The sequence below is a fragment of the Streptomyces sp. NPDC058326 genome (assembly GCF_042879855.1).
Taxonomy (GTDB): Bacteria; Actinomycetota; Actinomycetes; order Streptomycetales; family Streptomycetaceae; genus Streptomyces.
The window spans coordinates 1-17,071 of record NZ_JBHVZO010000013.1 but is presented as its reverse complement, the minus strand read 5'-3'; the positions used below and the strand labels follow the sequence as shown (position 1 = coordinate 17,071).

The 17,071-nt window shown below is 72.4% G+C and carries 13 protein-coding genes and 2 pseudogenes; 10 read left to right on the top strand and 5 right to left on the bottom strand.

Features of this window, described 5'->3' with window-relative positions; genetic code table 11:
* Positions 1-358: 358 nt before the first annotated feature.
* Together ACFVYX_RS23100 and ACFVYX_RS23095 are read right to left on the bottom strand one after the other, a co-directional pair.
* Positions 359-1,750, bottom strand: a complete 1,392-nt coding sequence (locus ACFVYX_RS23100; RefSeq protein ID WP_389683325.1) for a cellulase family glycosylhydrolase — start codon at positions 1,748-1,750, stop codon at positions 359-361.
* A 62-nt stretch (positions 1,751-1,812) separates the two neighbouring features.
* Positions 1,813-4,050, bottom strand: a pseudogene (locus ACFVYX_RS23095) (glycoside hydrolase family 9 protein); the annotation flags it as partial.
* A 350-nt stretch (positions 4,051-4,400) separates the two neighbouring features.
* Between ACFVYX_RS23095 and ACFVYX_RS23090 the strand changes: the two are divergent.
* The 3 genes and pseudogenes from ACFVYX_RS23090 to ACFVYX_RS23080 all read left to right on the top strand — a co-directional run.
* Positions 4,401-5,423, top strand: a complete 1,023-nt coding sequence (locus tag ACFVYX_RS23090; RefSeq protein WP_389683323.1) for a LacI family DNA-binding transcriptional regulator — start codon at positions 4,401-4,403, stop codon at positions 5,421-5,423.
* A gap of 637 nt (positions 5,424-6,060) precedes the next feature.
* On the top strand, positions 6,061-7,173 hold the full coding sequence (locus tag ACFVYX_RS23085) for a lytic polysaccharide monooxygenase (protein WP_389683322.1): 1,113 nt from the start codon (positions 6,061-6,063) through the stop codon (positions 7,171-7,173).
* Between the two features lie 77 nt (positions 7,174-7,250).
* Positions 7,251-7,343, top strand: a pseudogene (locus tag ACFVYX_RS23080) (cupin); the annotation flags it as partial.
* 10 nt (positions 7,344-7,353) lie between these two features.
* Here ACFVYX_RS23080 and ACFVYX_RS23075 read toward each other — a convergent pair.
* On the bottom strand, positions 7,354-8,055 hold the full coding sequence (locus ACFVYX_RS23075; protein ID WP_389683321.1) for a 2-phosphosulfolactate phosphatase: 702 nt from the start codon (positions 8,053-8,055) through the stop codon (positions 7,354-7,356).
* 193 nt (positions 8,056-8,248) lie between these two features.
* On the opposite strand from ACFVYX_RS23075, the gene ACFVYX_RS23070 reads away from it, so the two are divergent.
* Positions 8,249-8,893, top strand: a complete 645-nt coding sequence (locus ACFVYX_RS23070; RefSeq protein ID WP_389683320.1) for a carbonic anhydrase — start codon at positions 8,249-8,251, stop codon at positions 8,891-8,893.
* A 544-nt stretch (positions 8,894-9,437) separates the two neighbouring features.
* Positions 9,438-10,625: a S8 family peptidase gene (locus tag ACFVYX_RS23065; RefSeq protein WP_389683319.1), complete on the top strand. Its 1,188-nt coding sequence runs from the start codon at positions 9,438-9,440 to the stop codon at positions 10,623-10,625.
* Between the two features lie 67 nt (positions 10,626-10,692).
* On the opposite strand, the gene ACFVYX_RS23060 is transcribed toward ACFVYX_RS23065, so the two are convergent.
* Entirely contained in the window at positions 10,693-11,043 is a 351-nt protein-coding gene (locus tag ACFVYX_RS23060; RefSeq protein ID WP_389683318.1) for a hypothetical protein, read from the bottom strand.
* Between the two features lie 333 nt (positions 11,044-11,376).
* On the bottom strand, positions 11,377-12,582 hold the full coding sequence (locus ACFVYX_RS23055) for a hypothetical protein (protein ID WP_389683317.1): 1,206 nt from the start codon (positions 12,580-12,582) through the stop codon (positions 11,377-11,379).
* Positions 12,583-12,665: 83 nt separating this feature from the next.
* Between ACFVYX_RS23055 and ACFVYX_RS23050 the strand changes: the two genes are divergently transcribed.
* From ACFVYX_RS23050 to amiA, 5 genes are all read left to right on the top strand, one after another.
* The gene (locus ACFVYX_RS23050; protein ID WP_389683316.1) at positions 12,666-13,643 is read left to right on the top strand and encodes an ABC transporter substrate-binding protein; all 978 of its coding nucleotides are present in this window, start codon (positions 12,666-12,668) and stop codon (positions 13,641-13,643) included.
* Positions 13,644-13,714: 71 nt separating this feature from the next.
* Complete coding sequence (locus tag ACFVYX_RS23045) at positions 13,715-14,899, top strand: FecCD family ABC transporter permease (protein ID WP_389683315.1); 1,185 nt, start codon at positions 13,715-13,717, stop codon at positions 14,897-14,899.
* The gene (locus tag ACFVYX_RS23040; protein WP_389683314.1) at positions 14,896-15,903 is read left to right on the top strand and encodes a FecCD family ABC transporter permease; all 1,008 of its coding nucleotides are present in this window, start codon (positions 14,896-14,898) and stop codon (positions 15,901-15,903) included. Before ACFVYX_RS23045 ends, ACFVYX_RS23040 begins: the two co-directional genes overlap by 4 nt.
* Positions 15,904-15,921: 18 nt before the next feature.
* Positions 15,922-16,743, top strand: a complete 822-nt coding sequence (locus ACFVYX_RS23035; RefSeq protein ID WP_389683313.1) for an ABC transporter ATP-binding protein — start codon at positions 15,922-15,924, stop codon at positions 16,741-16,743.
* Between the two features lie 56 nt (positions 16,744-16,799).
* Positions 16,800-16,913 carry a streptamidine family RiPP gene (gene amiA, locus ACFVYX_RS23030; RefSeq protein WP_389683312.1) on the top strand — a complete coding sequence of 38 codons (114 nt, stop codon included), beginning with the start codon at positions 16,800-16,802 and terminating at the stop codon, positions 16,911-16,913.
* Positions 16,914-17,071 lie beyond the last annotated feature (158 nt).

The window sequence follows — 17,071 nt, the reverse complement described above, 5'->3', positions numbered from 1 at the left end:
GGCCTTGGTGGCCACACGGCGATCGGCGGCGACGTCCGTCGGTGCTGACGCCGACTTCGGCGAATGGGTGTCAGGAGGCGGTCATGGTCGGACGGGGCAGCCGGCGGGCGCCCCCTCGGCAGTATCGACCTTCGGGAGAGGGAAGGTCACGCAGATCTGGCGGATACGCGCTCGGGTGTGAAGATCCGGATGCTCAGCGAACTCCATCGGCCCTGGAGCCGTGCTGCCGGAGACGACGGCCGATGACCCTCGCTGAGGCACCCACGCACTCTCGGGCCGTCGTGGAGCGGACCATGCCGGGGCGGAGCGCGTGCGGTCCGGCGGGACGGGGCTCCGGGCCGGCCGGAGCCCCGTCGGGTCAGCTGGTGGGGAAGTTGTCGGTGCTGCTGATCCGGCTCTTGATCAGGGCCCCCGACTCCGTCAGCACGCCGCTGCTGCTGTAGTCGCTGCCCTTGCAGGTGCCGGGGCGCAGTGCCGCGCTGGACTCGGGTGCGTCGGAGTAGGTCCAGTTCGCGTAGCCGATCTTCAGCTGATCGAGCAGGTCGAGCCAGGCCGTGGTGCTCGCCCGGTCCATCGCTCCGCCGCCCGTGGCGCTCACCGTGCCGAACTCCGTGACGAAGAGCGGCAGTCGCGAGGCCGCCCGGCTCACCGTGGCGCGGTAGTTGTCCTTGTGGCTCGCGGCGTAGAAGTGGAACGCGTACATGATGTTGGTGGCGTTGACGGGGTTGTTGACGATCTCGCTCTCGTCGGAGCCGTCCGAGACGCCCAGCGAGGACCAGCCGCGGGTGCCGACGATGATGACGGCGTCCGGGTCTGCGGCCCGGATCACCGGGATGACCTGCTCGGCGTAGCTCTTGATCGCCGTCCAGCTCACGCCGTTGGGCTCGTTGGCGATCTCGTAGATCACGTTCTTCTTGTCGGCGTTGCGGGCCGCGACGGACGCGAAGAACGTCTTCGCCCGGTCGAGGTTGTGGTTCGGGTCGCCCGGTGTCAGGGTGTGGAAGTCGATCATCGCGTACATGCCCCTGGCCTCGGCCATGTCGACGAGGCCGTTCACGCGGCTGGTGAAGCCGGCCGGGTCGGTCTCGTAGCCGCTCTCCTGGACGTACATGGCGATACGCAGCAGGTCCGACTTCCAGTCCTTCGCCAGCGCGTCCACGGACGCGGTGTTGTAGCACGCGCTGAACCACTGGATGCCGTGCGTGCTCATGCCCCGCAGCTGGACGGGGCGGTTGTACTGGTTGCACAGGTGGACGCCGCAGACGTGGAGCTTCCCGTTGACGTCCACGGGGGTGCCGGTGCCCGGGCCGGGCGTGGGCTCCCCGCCTCCCGGCGGGGGCTCTTCGACGGTGCCCGTGCAGGCGACGCCGTTGAGCGTGAACGCCGTCGGCTTCGGGTTGGCGCCCGTGAAGGAGCCCACGAATCCGAGGTCCGTCGACGCGCCGGTGCCCAGCGCGCGGTTCCAGTCGACGTTGGTGACGGTGACCGTCGAAGCGGACTGCGACCAGGTGGCGTTCCAGCCCTGGACGACCTTCTGCCCGGCGTCGGGCATGGTGATCTTGAGTGTCCACCCGTTGACGGGCTCACCCAGGTTGGTGATCTTCACTCCGCCCTGGAAGCCGCCCTGCCACTGGCTGGTGACGGTGTAGTCGACCTTGCAGCCGGCGGCGGCCGCCGCCGGGGGGCTCGACAGGGCCATGAGACCGAGGGCTGTCGCGCCGGTCGCGATCAAGGCCAAGAGGCGCTTCACAGTGTTCCTCCTCGTGCGGGTCGGAAGGGGCTGTGGGGAGCGCTCCCGTGGGCGGTCGGTGCGCCCTGGTCGGCCACGAAGGAGGCCATCCAGGTCAGGGCGGAGTTCCAGTTGATCGTGAGCTCGTTGGTCGACCAGGACTGGATGTCGTCGATGTAGCAGAACTGCCCGGTGCAGCCCCGCAGTTTGCTCTGCGCGAGCGGGTCCTGAATGCCCGAGTTCGGGCCCCCGGACAGCGAGCCGGCGGGCGGCGGAGGCAGCTTCGGGTCGAGCTGGCGGGCGTACCAGCGGCTGTGCTGGTTCTGGGCGCTGACCTCGCCGTACCCCGTGACGTACGAGATGTTCAGGGCGTTGCGGCCCAGGATGAAGTCCATGCTCTGGACGGCCCCGTCGCGGTACTTCCGGCCTCCGGTGAGGTCGTAGGCGGTGCCCAGGACGACGGCGTTGTTGAGGATCTGGTGGGTGGATCCCCAGTCGTACGTGTGGCCCTCCGGGGCGTACGGCATGCCGTACGGGTGGGCCTTGAGGGTGGCCAGGTAGCGGTCGGCCCCCTCGCGTACGGACCGGCGGACCTTGTCGCGGCCGGGCAGCCGGTTCGGGACGGTGGCCAGGTCGAGCCGGGCGGGGACGGCCGTGCGCGCCCAGTCGAAGCTGATCGGCCCGAAGATGTCGGCGGTGTGGACCGGGGAGTCGAGGATGTGGTCCCGGAACTCCCTCCCGCCCGTGGTCAGATACAGCTCCGTGGCCGCCCAGTAGAACTCGTCGCTGACGTCACGGTCGGCGTAGGTGCCGCCGCCGATGCCGTCGCTCTCGGAGGCCAGGACGTCGGGGTGGGCGAGGGCCGCGGCCCAGGCCTTGCGGGCCGCGGAGAGCGCGGTGGCGGCGAACCGGGGGTCGTACGGCCTGTACAGGCGGGCGGCCTGGGCGGCGGTCGCCGCGAGGTTCAGGGTGGCCGCGGTGGTCGGAGGGTGCAGTTCGCGCTTCTGCGGGTCGTCGGAGGGCATCAGCGGCAGGCCCGTCCACTGCTCGTCGTGGATCTTGTGGTGGGCCATGCCGGCGAGCGGTTCGCCGTCCGGCACCTGCATCCTGAGCAGGAACTCCAGTTCCCAGCGGGCCTCGTCGAGGATGTCCGGCACCTTGTTGCCGCTCTCGGGGATGTCCAGCGTGCCGTCGCCCAGCTTCTCGGCCTGCCCGGTGCGGGCGTGGCGGGCGCGCTCGTAGGTGCTGAGGAGCTGCCAGACGGAGATGCCGCCGTTCACGACGTACTTGCCGTGGTCGCCGGCGTCGTACCAGCCGCCGGTGACGTCGAGCGTGTAGTCGCACACGCCCGGCTGGCAGGGCACGTTCCCGTCGCCGTGGTTGGGGGCGACGTCGACGTGACCCGCCTCGCGGCCGTACCCGGGTCGCAGGTCGTCGCGGATCTCCACCCCGCTGCGCTGGGTGTAGTAGAACTTCGCGGCGTCCAGGCGGAGTTTCTCGTAGGCGGCGGTGCCGATGTCGAAGGGCCGGCTGGTCTCGCCGTCGGCGACCAGGGTGAGGCCCTCGCCGGCACGTCGGTGGCCACCGAAGTCGATCGAGTGGACGTTCTGCCCGGAGGAGGGATCGACGCCGCGCGGCGTGGTCCAGCCGCGCGCGACGACGGCGCCGGAGGCGCTCCGCAGCTCCCAGGGGCGCCGTTCGGTCGCGTCGGTGACGAGGGTGGCGTTCTTCGGCCCGCCGGGAAGGTAGGCGACCTGGTTGACGCGGACCCGGGGGCCGGTGTCGGGCCTGTACTCCTCCGGTGGCACCCCGCCGAGCAGCGACACGTCGTCGAGGCAGAAGCGCCAGGGGTCGGCGCCGCCGCCGAGTTGGAAGGCGACCTGGCCCTGCGGCGTGTCGACCGGCGAGGTGAAGGTGTAGGTGTACGTGTTGCCGGAGACGCTCACCTGCGGGGTGACCTCGTGGTACGCGTCGTACGGTGCCACCTGGAGGCCCACGACGGCGCGGACGGAGTTGCCTTCGGGGGTGCCGGTCGCGCTGAAGCGGAACCGGTACGACTCTCCCTGGACGAGCGTGAGGTCGTTCTGGCCGACGGCGGCGTCCCAGCGGTTCGACGTGCCCCCCGGCACGTCGGCGCAGAGTCTGCCGTCGGCCGGCCCGACGGTGACGTTGCTCGTCCACCACGAGTCGGTGCCGGTGTCGAAGGTGCCGTTCCTGACCTGCTCGACCTCGTCCGCCCCCGCCGGGCCGGCGGGGACCGCGGTGAGGCCCGCGGCGAGCAGGGCTGTCAGGGACAGCAGGGCGGTTCTGCGTTTGTTCACGTGTCGGCTCCTCACAGGAGACAGGGAGCGGCTCGGCGATGGGAGCGCTCCCAAAGGGCGGGGTCATACTTGTGGGTGGAGTGCCGAGCCGTCAACGACCCGGACAGGACTCGCCGTACGCGGTCGGGCGGGCAACGGGTCCTGGCGGCATGCGGGTTGGACTCCCCACGGCATGCGGGCTGGAGTCCCCAAGGGTCTCCGCGAGCGGAGTTCTCGCTGTCGGGCAGGGACGCGTTCCGCTCGGTCCGGCCTTCCGTGGCGCTGCCGCGGAGGCGTACCGGCCGACGGCGGATACGGAGTGGTCGAGCGCTCGACGGCCCGTAGGATCGGGGGCTCTTGGGGGTGTCAATATGCTGAAGCGCAGTCCGGGCACACCGACGCTGGAGGAAGTGGCCGCCCTCGCGGGAGTGGGGCGGGGCACGGTCTCCCGGGTGATCAACAAAGCGTCAGGTGTCAGGGAGTCCACCCGTCGTGCCGTGCAGCGTGCCATCGACGAACTGGGCTACGTGCCCAACCTGGCGGCACGTTCACTGGCCGGGCGGCCCGCCGGCGCCGTCGCGCTGGTGATGACGAAGACGGACTGGCGGCTGTTCGGGGAACCGTTCTTCTCGGAGGTCGTACGAGCGGTCGGGGACGCCCTGTCCGAGGCGGGCCTGCAGCTGCTGCTCACCCTCGTCCGCACGGACGACGAGCGGCAGCGGCTCGTGGAGTACGTGCGCGGTGGCCGGGTCGACGGGGTGCTGCTCATGTCGGTGCGGGCCGAGGACGTCCTGCCCGACATGCTCGCCGACGCGGGGCTGCCCACGGTTCTTCTTGGCAGGCGCTCGGGTGACGAGCGGGTGACGTACGTGGACACGGACAACGTCGGCGGAGCGCGCGCCGCGGTCGGCCACCTGATCGGCGGCGGGCGCAAGGCCATCGCCGCGATCACCGGACCGTCCGACATGTACGTCGCCGGGTGCAGACTGCGGGGCTACCGGGAGGCGCTGGCCGCTGCCGGACTCCATGAGGTGCCGTCCCTGGTGGCGGAGGGTGATTTCACCGAGGCCAGCGGGCGGCGGGCGATGGCCGAGCTCATCGAGCGGCACCCCGAGGTCGACGCCGTCTTCGCCGCGTCCGACAGCATGGCCGCCGGTGCGCTGACCGCCCTGCTCGCGGCGGGCCGGAGGGTGCCTGAGGACGTGGCGGTGGTCGGCTTCGACGACTTCGAGCTGGCCGAACGGACGGAGCCCCCGCTCACCACCGTCCGTCAGCCGATGGAGGAGATCGGCCGGACCATGGTGCGGCTGCTGCTTGAGGAGATGGAGCGGCCGGAGGTGGCCTGGCGTCATGTGATCCTGCGGACGCGGCTGATGGTGCGCGGATCGGCCTGAGGTTTTCGGGGCGCGCCTCGGCCGCTCGGGTGACCGGACGTCCCTGCCCCGGCCGAACGGTGCGACGGCTCGCGCGGTCCCACCGGGCATCGGGGGAGGGGCGGCGGGGGAGGACACCGTCCGGGGGCGGCCCGGCATGTCCACATGGGCGCGCGTCTGCAGACCGACGGGCGGAGAGGGGTTCGGGAGCGCTCCCAGACCGCCCCGGCTCCGATGGAGCCGCGATCAGAACTCGCTGGGCATCTGACCTGCCCCATTGGATTCCCTTCGACATGTTCGACGCCCGATGGGTTGTCAGGGCCACTGCAACGCTCCTACAGTCCCCTCCGAGACCAGCGAGTGGGAGCGCTCCCAGGGCTGGCGGATTGGGAGCGCTCCCGACTTTGAGGTCCTTCAGTTCGGTCGCGTCGCCCAGAAGGCGCACCGGCGATCCCCGGCGTGATCCAAAAGACAGGCCCTGGGGGTACCGCATCGCCCGGGGCGTCCCGCCCGCCTGATCCGCACCTCACCACCCAAGCCCCCTGCCCTGTCCGGCGGCTCGCTCCCGGGCGGGCAGGGGTCCCCATGACCGGAAAGAGAGCCGCGAGGAGGGACGGAAAGACCCGGAACCACCCCCACACAGGCACAGGAGACACCTATGGCTCGACGCAAGAAGCGACTGCTCTCGCTGGCGGCGGTCCTCGCGACCCTGCTCGGCGGAATCGGTCTGGCCCTGCTGGGTCAGAGCAGCGCCCAGGCACACGGCGTCACGATGACGCCCGGATCGCGCACCTACCTCTGCTACCTCGACGCCAAGACCAGTACCGGCTCGTTGGATCCGACCAACCCGGCCTGCCGGGCGGCGCTCGACGAGAGTGGCGCCTCCTCGCTCTACAACTGGTTCGCCGTCCTCGACTCCAACGCCGGAGGACGCGGTCCCGGGTACGTGCCGGACGGAAAGCTGTGCAGCGCCGGCGACCGGTCGCCGTACAACTTCACCGGATACAACGCCGCCCGCCCGGACTGGCCGCGAACGCACCTGACGTCCGGGAAGGCGATCCAGGTCAAGCACAGCAACTGGGCCGCGCACCCGGGCTCCTTCCGGGTCTACATCTCCAAGCCCGGATACTCGCCGAGCACCGAACTGGGCTGGGACGACCTGGAGTTGATCCAGACCGTCACCGACCCGCCGCAGACGGGCTCCCCCGGCACGGACGGTGGCCACTACTACTGGAACCTGAACCTGCCGTCGGGCCGCTCGGGCGACGCGGTGATGTTCATCCAGTGGGTGCGCTCGGACAGCCAGGAGAACTTCTTCTCCTGCTCCGACATCGTCTTCGACGGCGGCAACGGCGAAGTGACCGGCATCCGCGGCTCGGGTGGCACGCCGACCCCGACCCCGACACCCACGTCCCCCCCGACTCCCACCCTGCCCCCGACTCCCACCCCGACCGATCCGCACACCGGTTGCATGGCCGTCTACAGCGTGACCAACGCCTGGAGCGGTGGCTTCCAGGGCTCCGTCGAGGTGATGAACCACGCCACGACGGCACGTGACGGCTGGGCCGTGAAGTGGAAGCCCGGCGCCGGCACGAAGGTCAACAGCGTCTGGAACGGAGCTCTGACCACCGGATCCGACGGCACGCTCACCGTCGCGAACCTCGACTACAACCGGACCATCCCGCCGGACGGCAGCGTCACGTTCGGCTTCACGGCGACCTCGACCGGCAACGACTTCCCGGTCGGCGCGATCGGCTGCGTCACCCCGTAGCGGCTGAGGGAGGGAGCGCCGCTTCCCGCCGCGCGCGGGAGGCGGCGCTGCTCCGCGGGGCTGCCAGGCACCCGGGCTTCGAGCCCGCGGGGACGCTGACGGTGGCCGATCGCCACGATGAGGGCCCGGACCATGTGGACGCGACGACCGGGCACGGACTCGATACCTGAGCGCCGCACTTCAGGTCGCGGCGGCGTCGCCCGGCGGAGGTACGGCGCACGGACGGAGGACCATGAGCGAGTCCTCCAGGGTCGCCGCCATGGCGAAGGGGAACCGGTCGAGTTCGAGGCAGAGTGCGACGTCATCCGGATGGGCTCCCTCCCGCACACCCGCCGCCAGCTCGGCGGCGGCGCGGGACGCACCGGCGCGGCGGAGGTACTCGGCGGCCTCCGTCGCGGACCCGGTGGCCCTCAGCGCGATGTACTGCGCGCACGCCAGGTCCTCGTCGGCCCGCCCGCCCTCGCCCGTGACCACGAACGTGACGCTGTCGCAGGCGCGTGTCCGCAGGAGCCGAGCCGTCGCCTCCGCCACCACGAAGCCGGCGCACAGCACCAGAGACGCCTCCTTGACCGCGAGGGCGCCGACCGTCCCCGCAGTGGTCTTCTGCACGACGGTCCGTCCGCCGAGGTCCATGGACCGCAGCAGCCCCGGCGAGTTGACGGCGTCGAACCCGGGCGCCGGCGCACCGTCCTTGAGCGCCACCCAGTCGGGGTGGCGGGCCGTGAGCGCCAGGGCGTCGTCGAGCGACTCGGCCAGTACGATCTTCTCCGCCCCCTGGGCGAACGCCCAGGCGGCCACCGTGTAGGCACGCATGACGTCGACCACCACCGCCACGGACGGGGTTTCGACCAGCTCGGCCATGCCGAGGAAACGAGTGTCCATGCGGTCATGATCACGCGCGCCCGACCGGAACCGCTCCGACCGTGGTGCGCGTCACATCGGCCGTCTCGGGGCGCGGCATTCCGGCTGTCGCGGCGGCCTTCGGACCGAACCCGCTCGGGGCGCGTCCTTCCGGGGGCGTTTCCCGCAGTGCCCTCCCCGGCGCGGACCCGACGGCGGCTCGTAAGCTGTGCGCATGCCCAGAACTTCCCCCGCGGTCGCCCTCGATGCCCTTCTCGCCGGAAACCGGCGCTTCGTGGCGGGGACGCCCGACCATCCGAACCAGGACGCCGTCCGCCGGGCCGAGCTGGCACCGGGCCAGGATCCCTTCGCCGTCGTCCTGGGATGCTCCGACTCCCGGCTCGCTGCGGAGATCATCTTCGACCGGGGGCTCGGGGACCTCTTCGTCGTACGGACGGCGGGGCACGTGCTCGGCCCGGAGGTGCTGGGCAGCGTGGAGTACGCCACGACCCTGCTCGGCTGCCGTCTGGTGGTGGTCCTCGGACACGACTCGTGCGGCGCCGTCGCGGCGGCCCGGGCGGCGGTGGAGGACGGCATCGCGGCGAACGGCTTCGTCCGTGACGTCGTCGAGCGAGTCACGCCCAGCGTGCTGTCAGCTCGGGCCGCCGGCCTGACCGAGGACAGCGACATCGTCGACGAGCACATCCGGCACACCGTCGGTCTGCTCCTGGAGCGGTCCCGTGTGCTGTCCGAGCAGGTGGAGTCGGGTGAGGCCGCGGTCGTGGGACTCGCGTACCGGCTCGCCGAAGGCAGCGCCCGGCTCGTGACGTCCCGTGGTGCCGTCCCCGCCGGAGCCGTGGCGGCCGGGGGAGAGGCGTGATCACGTCGTCGGCGTGACCGGAGGCCCTGCCCGCCTCGTCGGTGTGACCGTGGGCCCCGCCCGCCTCGTTGACGTGACCGGGGCCTCGCCCGCCTCGTCGGTGTGACCGTGTGCCCCACCCGCCTTGTCCGGAAAGGGCGCTGTCCGCCGGTGCGTTGAGGCAGAAGGCCCCTGACCTGACCTGACCTGACCTGACCTGACGTGAGCGCGGGCGTGCCCCCTGCCCGGCTCCGGGCACCCGCCGGCGTGACGGTCCGCCGCCGGGGCCTGCGACGAGTCTCTCGGGTGACATCGGATCGGCGGGTTGCCGGGACGGCCGCCGGTCGTCCCCGGGGCTGAGGGAAATCCTTTCTGCGGTGTTCCTGTGCCGGCTGACTTCACCCTCTTGAGCTGCGGTTTCCCGATCGGACGAGTGTGGGCCGAGTGGCCGGACGGGCGCTTGAGCGGCAGCCGGTGAGTGCCGAAGACGTCAGTGGCCGTCGGGCGCCGGGACGTCACCGGTTCCAGCGGCCGGACCCGTCCCACCCACCTCTGGAGCACTCCCATGCGCTTGTTCGCGCGCTGTGCCACAGCCGCCGTCCCGTTGATCCTCGCCCCGCTGATGACCACACCCGGCGCGTCCGCCACGACGGAGCGGCAGGTGCCGGTCCCGGTGACCCGTTCGTCCGGCGTTCCCGTTCCGAACAGCTACATCGTCACCCTGAAGGAGGGCGCGGACGCGGGCGCGTTCGCGTCGAAGGTGCCGCTGCTCAGGAAGCCCGCTTTCACGTACGGCACGGTCCTGAACGGGTTCGCGGCGACACTGACGGACGCCCAGCTCGCCTTCGTACGCAAGTCGCCCCTGGTCGGCGCCGTCGAGGAGAACGCCGAAGCCGCCGTGTACGACGTCGGAGGACGGGCGCTGGCCGCCACCGAGGTCTGGGGGCTCGACCGGATCGACCAGCGCAACCTGCCGCTCGACCAGCAGTTCCTCACCGCGGGCAACGGGGCCGGTGTGCGGGCGTACGTCCTGGACACGGGCATCGACTACACGCACAAGGAGTTCGGCGGGCGGGCTTCCTTCGGGTTCGACGCGGTGGGCGACGGCCGGAACGGCGCCGACTGCCAAGGGCATGGCACCCATGTGGCGGGCACCGTCGCAGGCAGTACCTACGGCATCGCCCGTAAGGCATCCCTGGTCAGCGTCCGGGTGCTGGGCTGCGACGGCAGGGGCGACTGGGCCGGGATCATCGCCGGCATCGACTGGATCGCGAAGAACGCCGTCAAGCCCGCCGTCATGAACGCCTCCCTCGGCGGCGAGAGGTCCCCCGCCGTCAACGCGGCCACCGACTCCCTGTACACCGCGGGCGTCCTGCCCGTCGTCGCCGCGGGCAACAGCGCCGTCGACGCCTGCACCATCTCGCCGGCCAGCGCGGACGGCGCGGTCACCGTCGGCGCCACGAACCAGGTGGACGAGGAGACCTCCTTCTCCAACTGGGGCCCCTGTCTCTCCCTCTACGCGCCGGGCCAGGGAATCCTCTCCGCCAGGATGGGCGGCGGGAGCGTCGCCCTCGACGGTACGTCCATGGCCTCCCCGCACGTGGCGGGCACGGCCGCCCTCTATCTGGCGGCCCACCCCAAGGCCTCCAGCGGCGACGTCTCCACCTGGCTCCGCAACACGTCCACCAAGGACGTGATCGCGGCGATCAGTCAGACCTCCCCGAACCGGATGCTCTTCACCGGCAACCTCTGACCCGGGGCGGTCCGCCGAGGTCCGTGGCCCGATCCGCTCACGCGGTCCCGCCTGCCCTCCGCGCGGCTCAGATCCGACCGGTGACGGTGACGCTCACGTGCGCCCCGGCCGCGTCCCCGGCCAGCAGGGCGGTGAGGCGCTCCTCCACCGCCCGGCGTGCGGCGCGGGCGACGTCCACGCTGCGGTCGCCGCCCGGCGCGACCAGGCGCACCTCGACGTGCCACGGCGCGTCACCCGCTCCGCCGTGCACCGATACGTCCACGGCGGTGCCGGAGCGTCCCGTGCCGGGCTCGGGTCTGCTCGGCGGGGTGCGCGGCGGATCGGTGGGACCGGGCCGGAGCAAGGCCGCTCCCGGCACACCCCGTACGGCCCGGGCGATCTCCTCGGCGAGCGTGACACGGGTGATGTCCTGGGTCATGGGAGCCGGCCCTCCTGATCGTCGGCCCGGGTGACGATATCGGCGATGACGACGTGGACGGGCGTGACAGCCCTGCCCCGCTCACCATCGACGCACCCCCCGCCGGTCACCGGCCGTCCGCAGGACGGGGGACACCTGTGGACCGGGCGTCACGGGGTGACCCGGGGCCAGTACCCGACGGACAGCCCGACCATGCGGACGTCACCGAAGGAGTGAATTCCGCCGGAATCGTCGGGGGAGTGAACCGCGCCGGGATCGCCGGGGAGGGACAGCGGGTCGGGGTCGCCGGGGGAGGAACAGCGGGCCGAGGCCGCCCGGGTGGCCGCCGGCCTGTCATCGGCCCACGGGGTCGCCCGCGGCGCCGTCGTTCCGGCTGAGCAGCATCACGTGGCCGCCGTGGTGCAGCGGTGTGTCAAGACGCGGTCGGCTCGCCTCGTGGCCCGTCCGCGCGTCGACCACGTGTACTTCGGCGTGTCCGCCGCGGGTGACGGCCACCCAGTCGGAGCCCGGCGAGGCGGCCACCGCTCGGCGTTGGACGCCCTCCCAGGGGGTGCCTCCCCGCCTCGGCGCACCGTCCATGGCGGGGAGGGCGACGCGGCGCAGCGCGCCGTCGGCCCCCAGGAGCACCAGTTCGTCGCCGTCGGGGTGGACGCGGCTGAACGCGGTGTGGTGCCGCGCGAGAGCCAGCCGGAAGACGAGGCCGGAACCGAGTTCCGTGAGGTGGGTGCGGCCCGTCTCCAGCTCGTGGCACCACGCCTGGTTCGTCCAGTCCGGCCACCGCAGCGGGTCCGGGTCGCCGCCGCGCAGCGTGGACCAGAGCGCCCGCCGACGCGTGTCGAGGCGGAGGTACCAGCCACGGGCGGGCGATTCCCAGGGGATCACCGTCTCCGCCACGAGCGAGTCGCCCTTCCTTCGCACCGTGTGCACTCCCTCGCCCGTCGCCGCGAACACCCGTCCCGAGCGGGGGTCCTGCGCGTCGCCGTGCCCGTCGTCCGGCAGTGGCAGGAGCGCGTGCGGCGCGGCCACCGGACAGCCGGGCGGGGCCGCGAGGAGGTCCGCGAACCGGTGGACGGCCAGCGCACCCGGCTCCCGGTGCCGCAGGACGACGAGCGGATCGCCGCTGCCCAGGACCGTCACGCCCGGTTCGCCGACGCGTGTGCGTACCCGGGCGGTCTCTCCCGTGCCCAGGTCGACGACCGTCAGGAGGTCCGACCACGGCTCGGTGTTCTTGCCCAGGCCGGTCGTGACGGCCAGCCGGCGGCCGGACGGATCGCAGGCGAGGTGCTCGGCCGGGACGGCGACCGGCACGGCGAGTTCCACGAGCTTCTCGCCGAACGGGTCGAGCACCAGGAGTTCTCCCCGGCGATCGTCGACACAGGCCACCCGTCCCTCCGGCAGCGCCAAGAACCCCGCGTGCTCGGAGAGATGGCGTCCGGTGAGTCGTCCCGTGACGTCTCCGTCCGGCACGGTCAGCACGTACACGGATCCGTCCACGTGGTCGGAGACGAGGAGCGCGGTGGCGGTATCGGCAGCGGTCATGGGTCCTCCAGGGGCCTGTCTAGTGAAAACGATTATCATGTATGTTCGGTGCGTTCCAGGTCCTTGAAGAAGAGAGGCCGACGATGCTGCGCGCACCGTCCAGATTTGTCCGTGGTTGTGTCACCGCAGTGGTGGTGGGTTCCGTCCTGGCCGGCTGCGGCTCGACCCCCGACGAGCCCGCGAACGCCAAGCCCGGTGCCACCGCGAAGACCGACGTCACCGTCGAACCCATCAAGCCGGCGACCGAGTTGACCGACGTGAACGGCGTCAAGGTCTCCTTGAAGAAGGCGCCGGAGCGGATCGTCTGCCTGTTCGCGCTCTGCGACGACATCCTGACCGAGCTCGGCATGGTCCCGACGGCCACCAACAGCGCCCTGCTCGCCCACCCCCGCTTCCTCGGGGAGGAGAAGGCCGGGAAGGTCGACGTCATCCCCGGCGGGTTCATCGCCCCGGAGGTGGAGGCGATCCTCTCCCACAAGCCGGACCTCGTGATCGGTCTGGGGGACACCCACGGCAAGCTCGCTCCCGCGCTGAAGGGCGCCACGACGTTCTGGGCCATGCAGCCCGAGACGTGGGAGGACAGTGTCGGCTACCTGCGCGACACCGCGGCCCTCACCGGCCGCACCGCCGAGGGGGAGAAGGCCGAGAAGACCTTCAGGACCAAGCTCGCGACGGCCGAGAAGGCCCCGAGCGGCAAGACCGCTCTCATCATCTACGGCAGCGACGAGAACTTCGGCGTCGCCACGCCCGAGGGTGACGTCACCGCCAGCCTCTTCCCCAAGATCTCGCAGTACCCGTGGAAGTCCCGCGGTGTGGAGGGAAGTTACAGCCTGGAGGAGATCCTCGCCCGGGACGTCGACGTGCTGTTCGTCGAGACGATGAGCTTCGGTGGCGGGGACGGCAAGCTCTCCGAGAAGCTCGCGAAGAACCCCCTCTGGAGCAAGATCCCGGCGGTGCGGAACGGCGAGGTCCACGAGGTGAACTCGGAGTTGTGGGCCAAGGGGCGCGGAACCCGTTCGCTGGGCCTCGTCCTCGACGAGGCCACGGCCGCGCTGCGGTGAGGACCCCCTCCTCGGCGCCCGGCCCGGCGTCGTCCGGCCCGGCACCCTCCCCGGAACCCCCCGCGGCGGCCATGAGGGTGGACGGGGGGGTACGGCGGCCCGGGCCCCGCGCACGAGCGTGGCAACCCCTTCTGGTCGTCGCCGTCCTCGCCGCCGCGTCGCTCTGCGCCCTGTGCCTCGGTACTCCGTACGTCCCGCCTCACCGGCTCCTCGGCACGGTGCTGGACGGGGACGCCACGCTCGCCGGCATCGTCGTCACCGAACTCCGCGTGCCGCGCCTGGTGTTGGCCCTGATCGCCGGAGCCTGTCTGGGCGCGGCGGGGCTCGTGCTCCAGGAGGCGCTCCGCAACCCCCTGGCGGTGCCGGAAATGCTGGGCGTCTCCTCCGGGGCGGCGCTGGGCGTGGCCGCGCCGCTGGTGCTTGCCCTGTCCCTGCCCGCCGCCGCGCAGCCCCTGCTCGCCCTCGGCGGCGCCGTGCTCGGCGGCGGGCTGACCCTGATCGCCGCCGGGCTCGGACGCAGCCCTTCCGCGGTGCTGCTCACCGGCGCGGCGGTCGCCGCGGCCTTGCAGGCCGCGCTGCTCGTCCTGATGGTCATGGCGGACCAGCTCGACCTCCAGCTCATCTACCGCTACCTGTTGGGGTCCCTGTCCGCCCGGACCTGGGGTGACGTCTCGGGGTTGTGGCCGTGGCTCCTCGTCGCCGTCCCCGCCCTCGTCCTGTGTGCGCCGGTGCTCTCGGTGCTGCGGCTGGGGGACGAGGACGCGGAGGCGCTGGGCGTGCGCGCCCAGCGGGCCCGGCTGGCCGCGCTGGCCATCGCCGTCGTGCTGATCGCGCCCGTCACCGCCGTGTGCGGGCCCGTCGCGTGGGTGGGATTCCTCGCCCCCCATCTGGCCCGGTGGTTCAACCCCACCTCGGGAGCGGTGTCCTGGCTGCCGTGGTCCGCGGCGTGGGGTGCCGTCGTCGTGACGGTCGCCGACGTCCCCGCCAGGCTGGCCCTCGCACCCGTGGAGACACCGGCCGGCGCCTGGACGGCCCTGCTGGGGGTTCCGGCCGGCGTAGCCCTGATGCGATCAGGCCGCCGTGACCGGAGGGTCGGGCGAAGAGGACCGGCGGCCGCGAAGCCCGCGACCGCCGGCGCAACGCGCGGTGCGGAGACACACGACGAACGCGGGGCCCACGGTGCACACGGCGAACGCGGGGCCCACGGTGCCTCGCCGCCTCACGGAGAGACGACCGGAACGGGGGACGCGCGGTGAACCGGCGTTTCGCGGTGCTCGCGGCGCTGGCCGTCGCCTGCGCCGGGGTGGAACTGGTGGCCGGACGGGGCATGTCCCCGGGGGCGGTCCTCGACGTGTTCGGCGGTGGCGGTGACGCGACGGAACGGCACATTCTCCTTCAACTGCGGTTGCCCAGAATGCTGGTGGCCCTCGGTGCGGGCGCGTCCCTCGCCGTGGCCGGTCTGATCCTGCAGTCCGCGCTGCGCAACCCCCTCGCCGGACCCGAAGTGACCGGCGTGACACCGGGGGCGGTCCTCGGTGCCGTCACCGCGACCGCCCTGGGGATCGCCGGGTGGGACTCGCCGCTGGCCGTCGTCCTGGCCGCGTGCGCGGGCGGCTGCGCCGGTGCGCTGCTGCTCTGGCTGCTCGCCGGCCGTGCGGGCGGTGACCCCGCCCAGACCGCCGTGCACGGGGTGCTGGTGTCGGCGGTGCTCGGCGGACTCACGGCCATGGTGCTGCTCGTGGAGCCGGGCGAACTCGGCAGCGTCGTGCAGTGGCTGGTGGGAACCACGGAGGGACGGGTGTGGGAGCACTGGCATCTGCTGTGGCCCTGGGCCCTGGTCTGGGGGACCGCGGCGTGGCTCCTCGCCGGGCCGCTGACCCTGTTGCGCTGCGGTGACGACATCGCCCTGGCCGCGGGCCTCTCCGCCCGGCGGGCCCGGACCCTTGCCCTGGTGTGCGCGGTGGCGCTGACGGCCGGGGCGGTGGCGGCCGTCGGAGCGCTGGGCTTCGTGGGGCTGCTCGTCCCGCATCTGGCCCTGTCCCTGTTCGGCGCGGACCTGCGGGTGAGCCTCCCCGGGGCCGCGCTCCTCGGCGCGGTCGTGGTGTGCGGGGCGGACGCCGCGGCGCAGCTGTCCTCGCGCTTCCTCGCCGACGTGCTGGACGCCGGGCGGCTCACGCTTCCGGTCGGCGCGCTCACCGCCTGCCTGGGGGCCGCCCTGCTGCTGGTCGTGGTGCGCCGCGCGCCGGGCCGAACGTTCTGAATCGACGGAGGACACAGCATGACCGACTCCATGGGCATCCAGGTCGACGGGGTCCACTTCGGCTACCCCGCACGACCCGTGCTGCGGGGTGTCGACCTGACCGTACGGCCGGGTGAACTGACAGCGCTCATCGGCCTCAACGGCTGTGGCAAATCGACCCTGTTGCGGCTGGCCGCCGGGCTGCTCCGGCCGGACCGGGGGCGTGTGCTGCTCGGCGGGGACGATCTCGCGGGGCTCTCGCGGCGCGCCACGGCCGCCAGGGTGGCGCTGCTGCACCAGTCGGCGCCCGCCGTACCGGGGATGACGGTCCGGCACCTGGTGCGGCAGGGGCGGTACGCGGCACGGGGCCCGCTGGGCATGCTGCGCGAGGGCGACGACCCCGTCGTGCGGCGGGCGTTGCGCGACGTCGGGGTGGAGCGGTGGGCCGACCGGGACGTCGACGCGCTGTCGGGGGGCGAGCGGCAGCGGGTACGGCTCGCGATGGCGCTCGCGCAGGACACCCGCGTCCTGCTGCTCGACGAGCCGACCACCTACCTGGATCTGCACCACCAGCTCGACGTGCTGCGGACGGTGGTGCGCCTGCGCGAGGAGCGCGGGCTGACCGTGGTGATGGTGCTGCACGACCTGGCCCACGCCGCCCGGTTCGCCGAGCGCGTCGTCGCCCTGCGGGAGGGCCGTGTGGTGGCCGACGGAGCGCCGAAGGACGTGGTCACGCCGGGGCTCCTCGCGGACGTGCTGAAGGTCGCCGGCCGGGTCGGCCGCGACCCCGAGGGCGGGTGGCCGGTGTGTTACCCAGATCACCCTCTCACTGATCTAGAAAATGAAAATCAATTCCATTAGTGTCGGTGACGGCGCTCGACCGAACGCCGCATCTCCCTTACTCACAAGGAGAGTTCATGGACAACGACCAGATCTTCGCCCCGATCGCCGACCCGGGTCAGCTGGCCCACGACTCGGCGTCCCACTCCAACGCCCTCGTCGAGAACCCCTTCGAGGACAACGAGGAGTAAGCGAGGGAATCACCACCCTCGCCGTGGGGGCGCCCCGGGGGGGTGGGGGGGGGGCCCCCCCCCCCCCCCCCCCGGCGGCAAGGGGAGCGGCGGGGGGCGCCACCCCCACGCGCCCCCGCGGGGAGTGGGCGCCCGGCCCGCGGGGGGGGGGGCCCGCC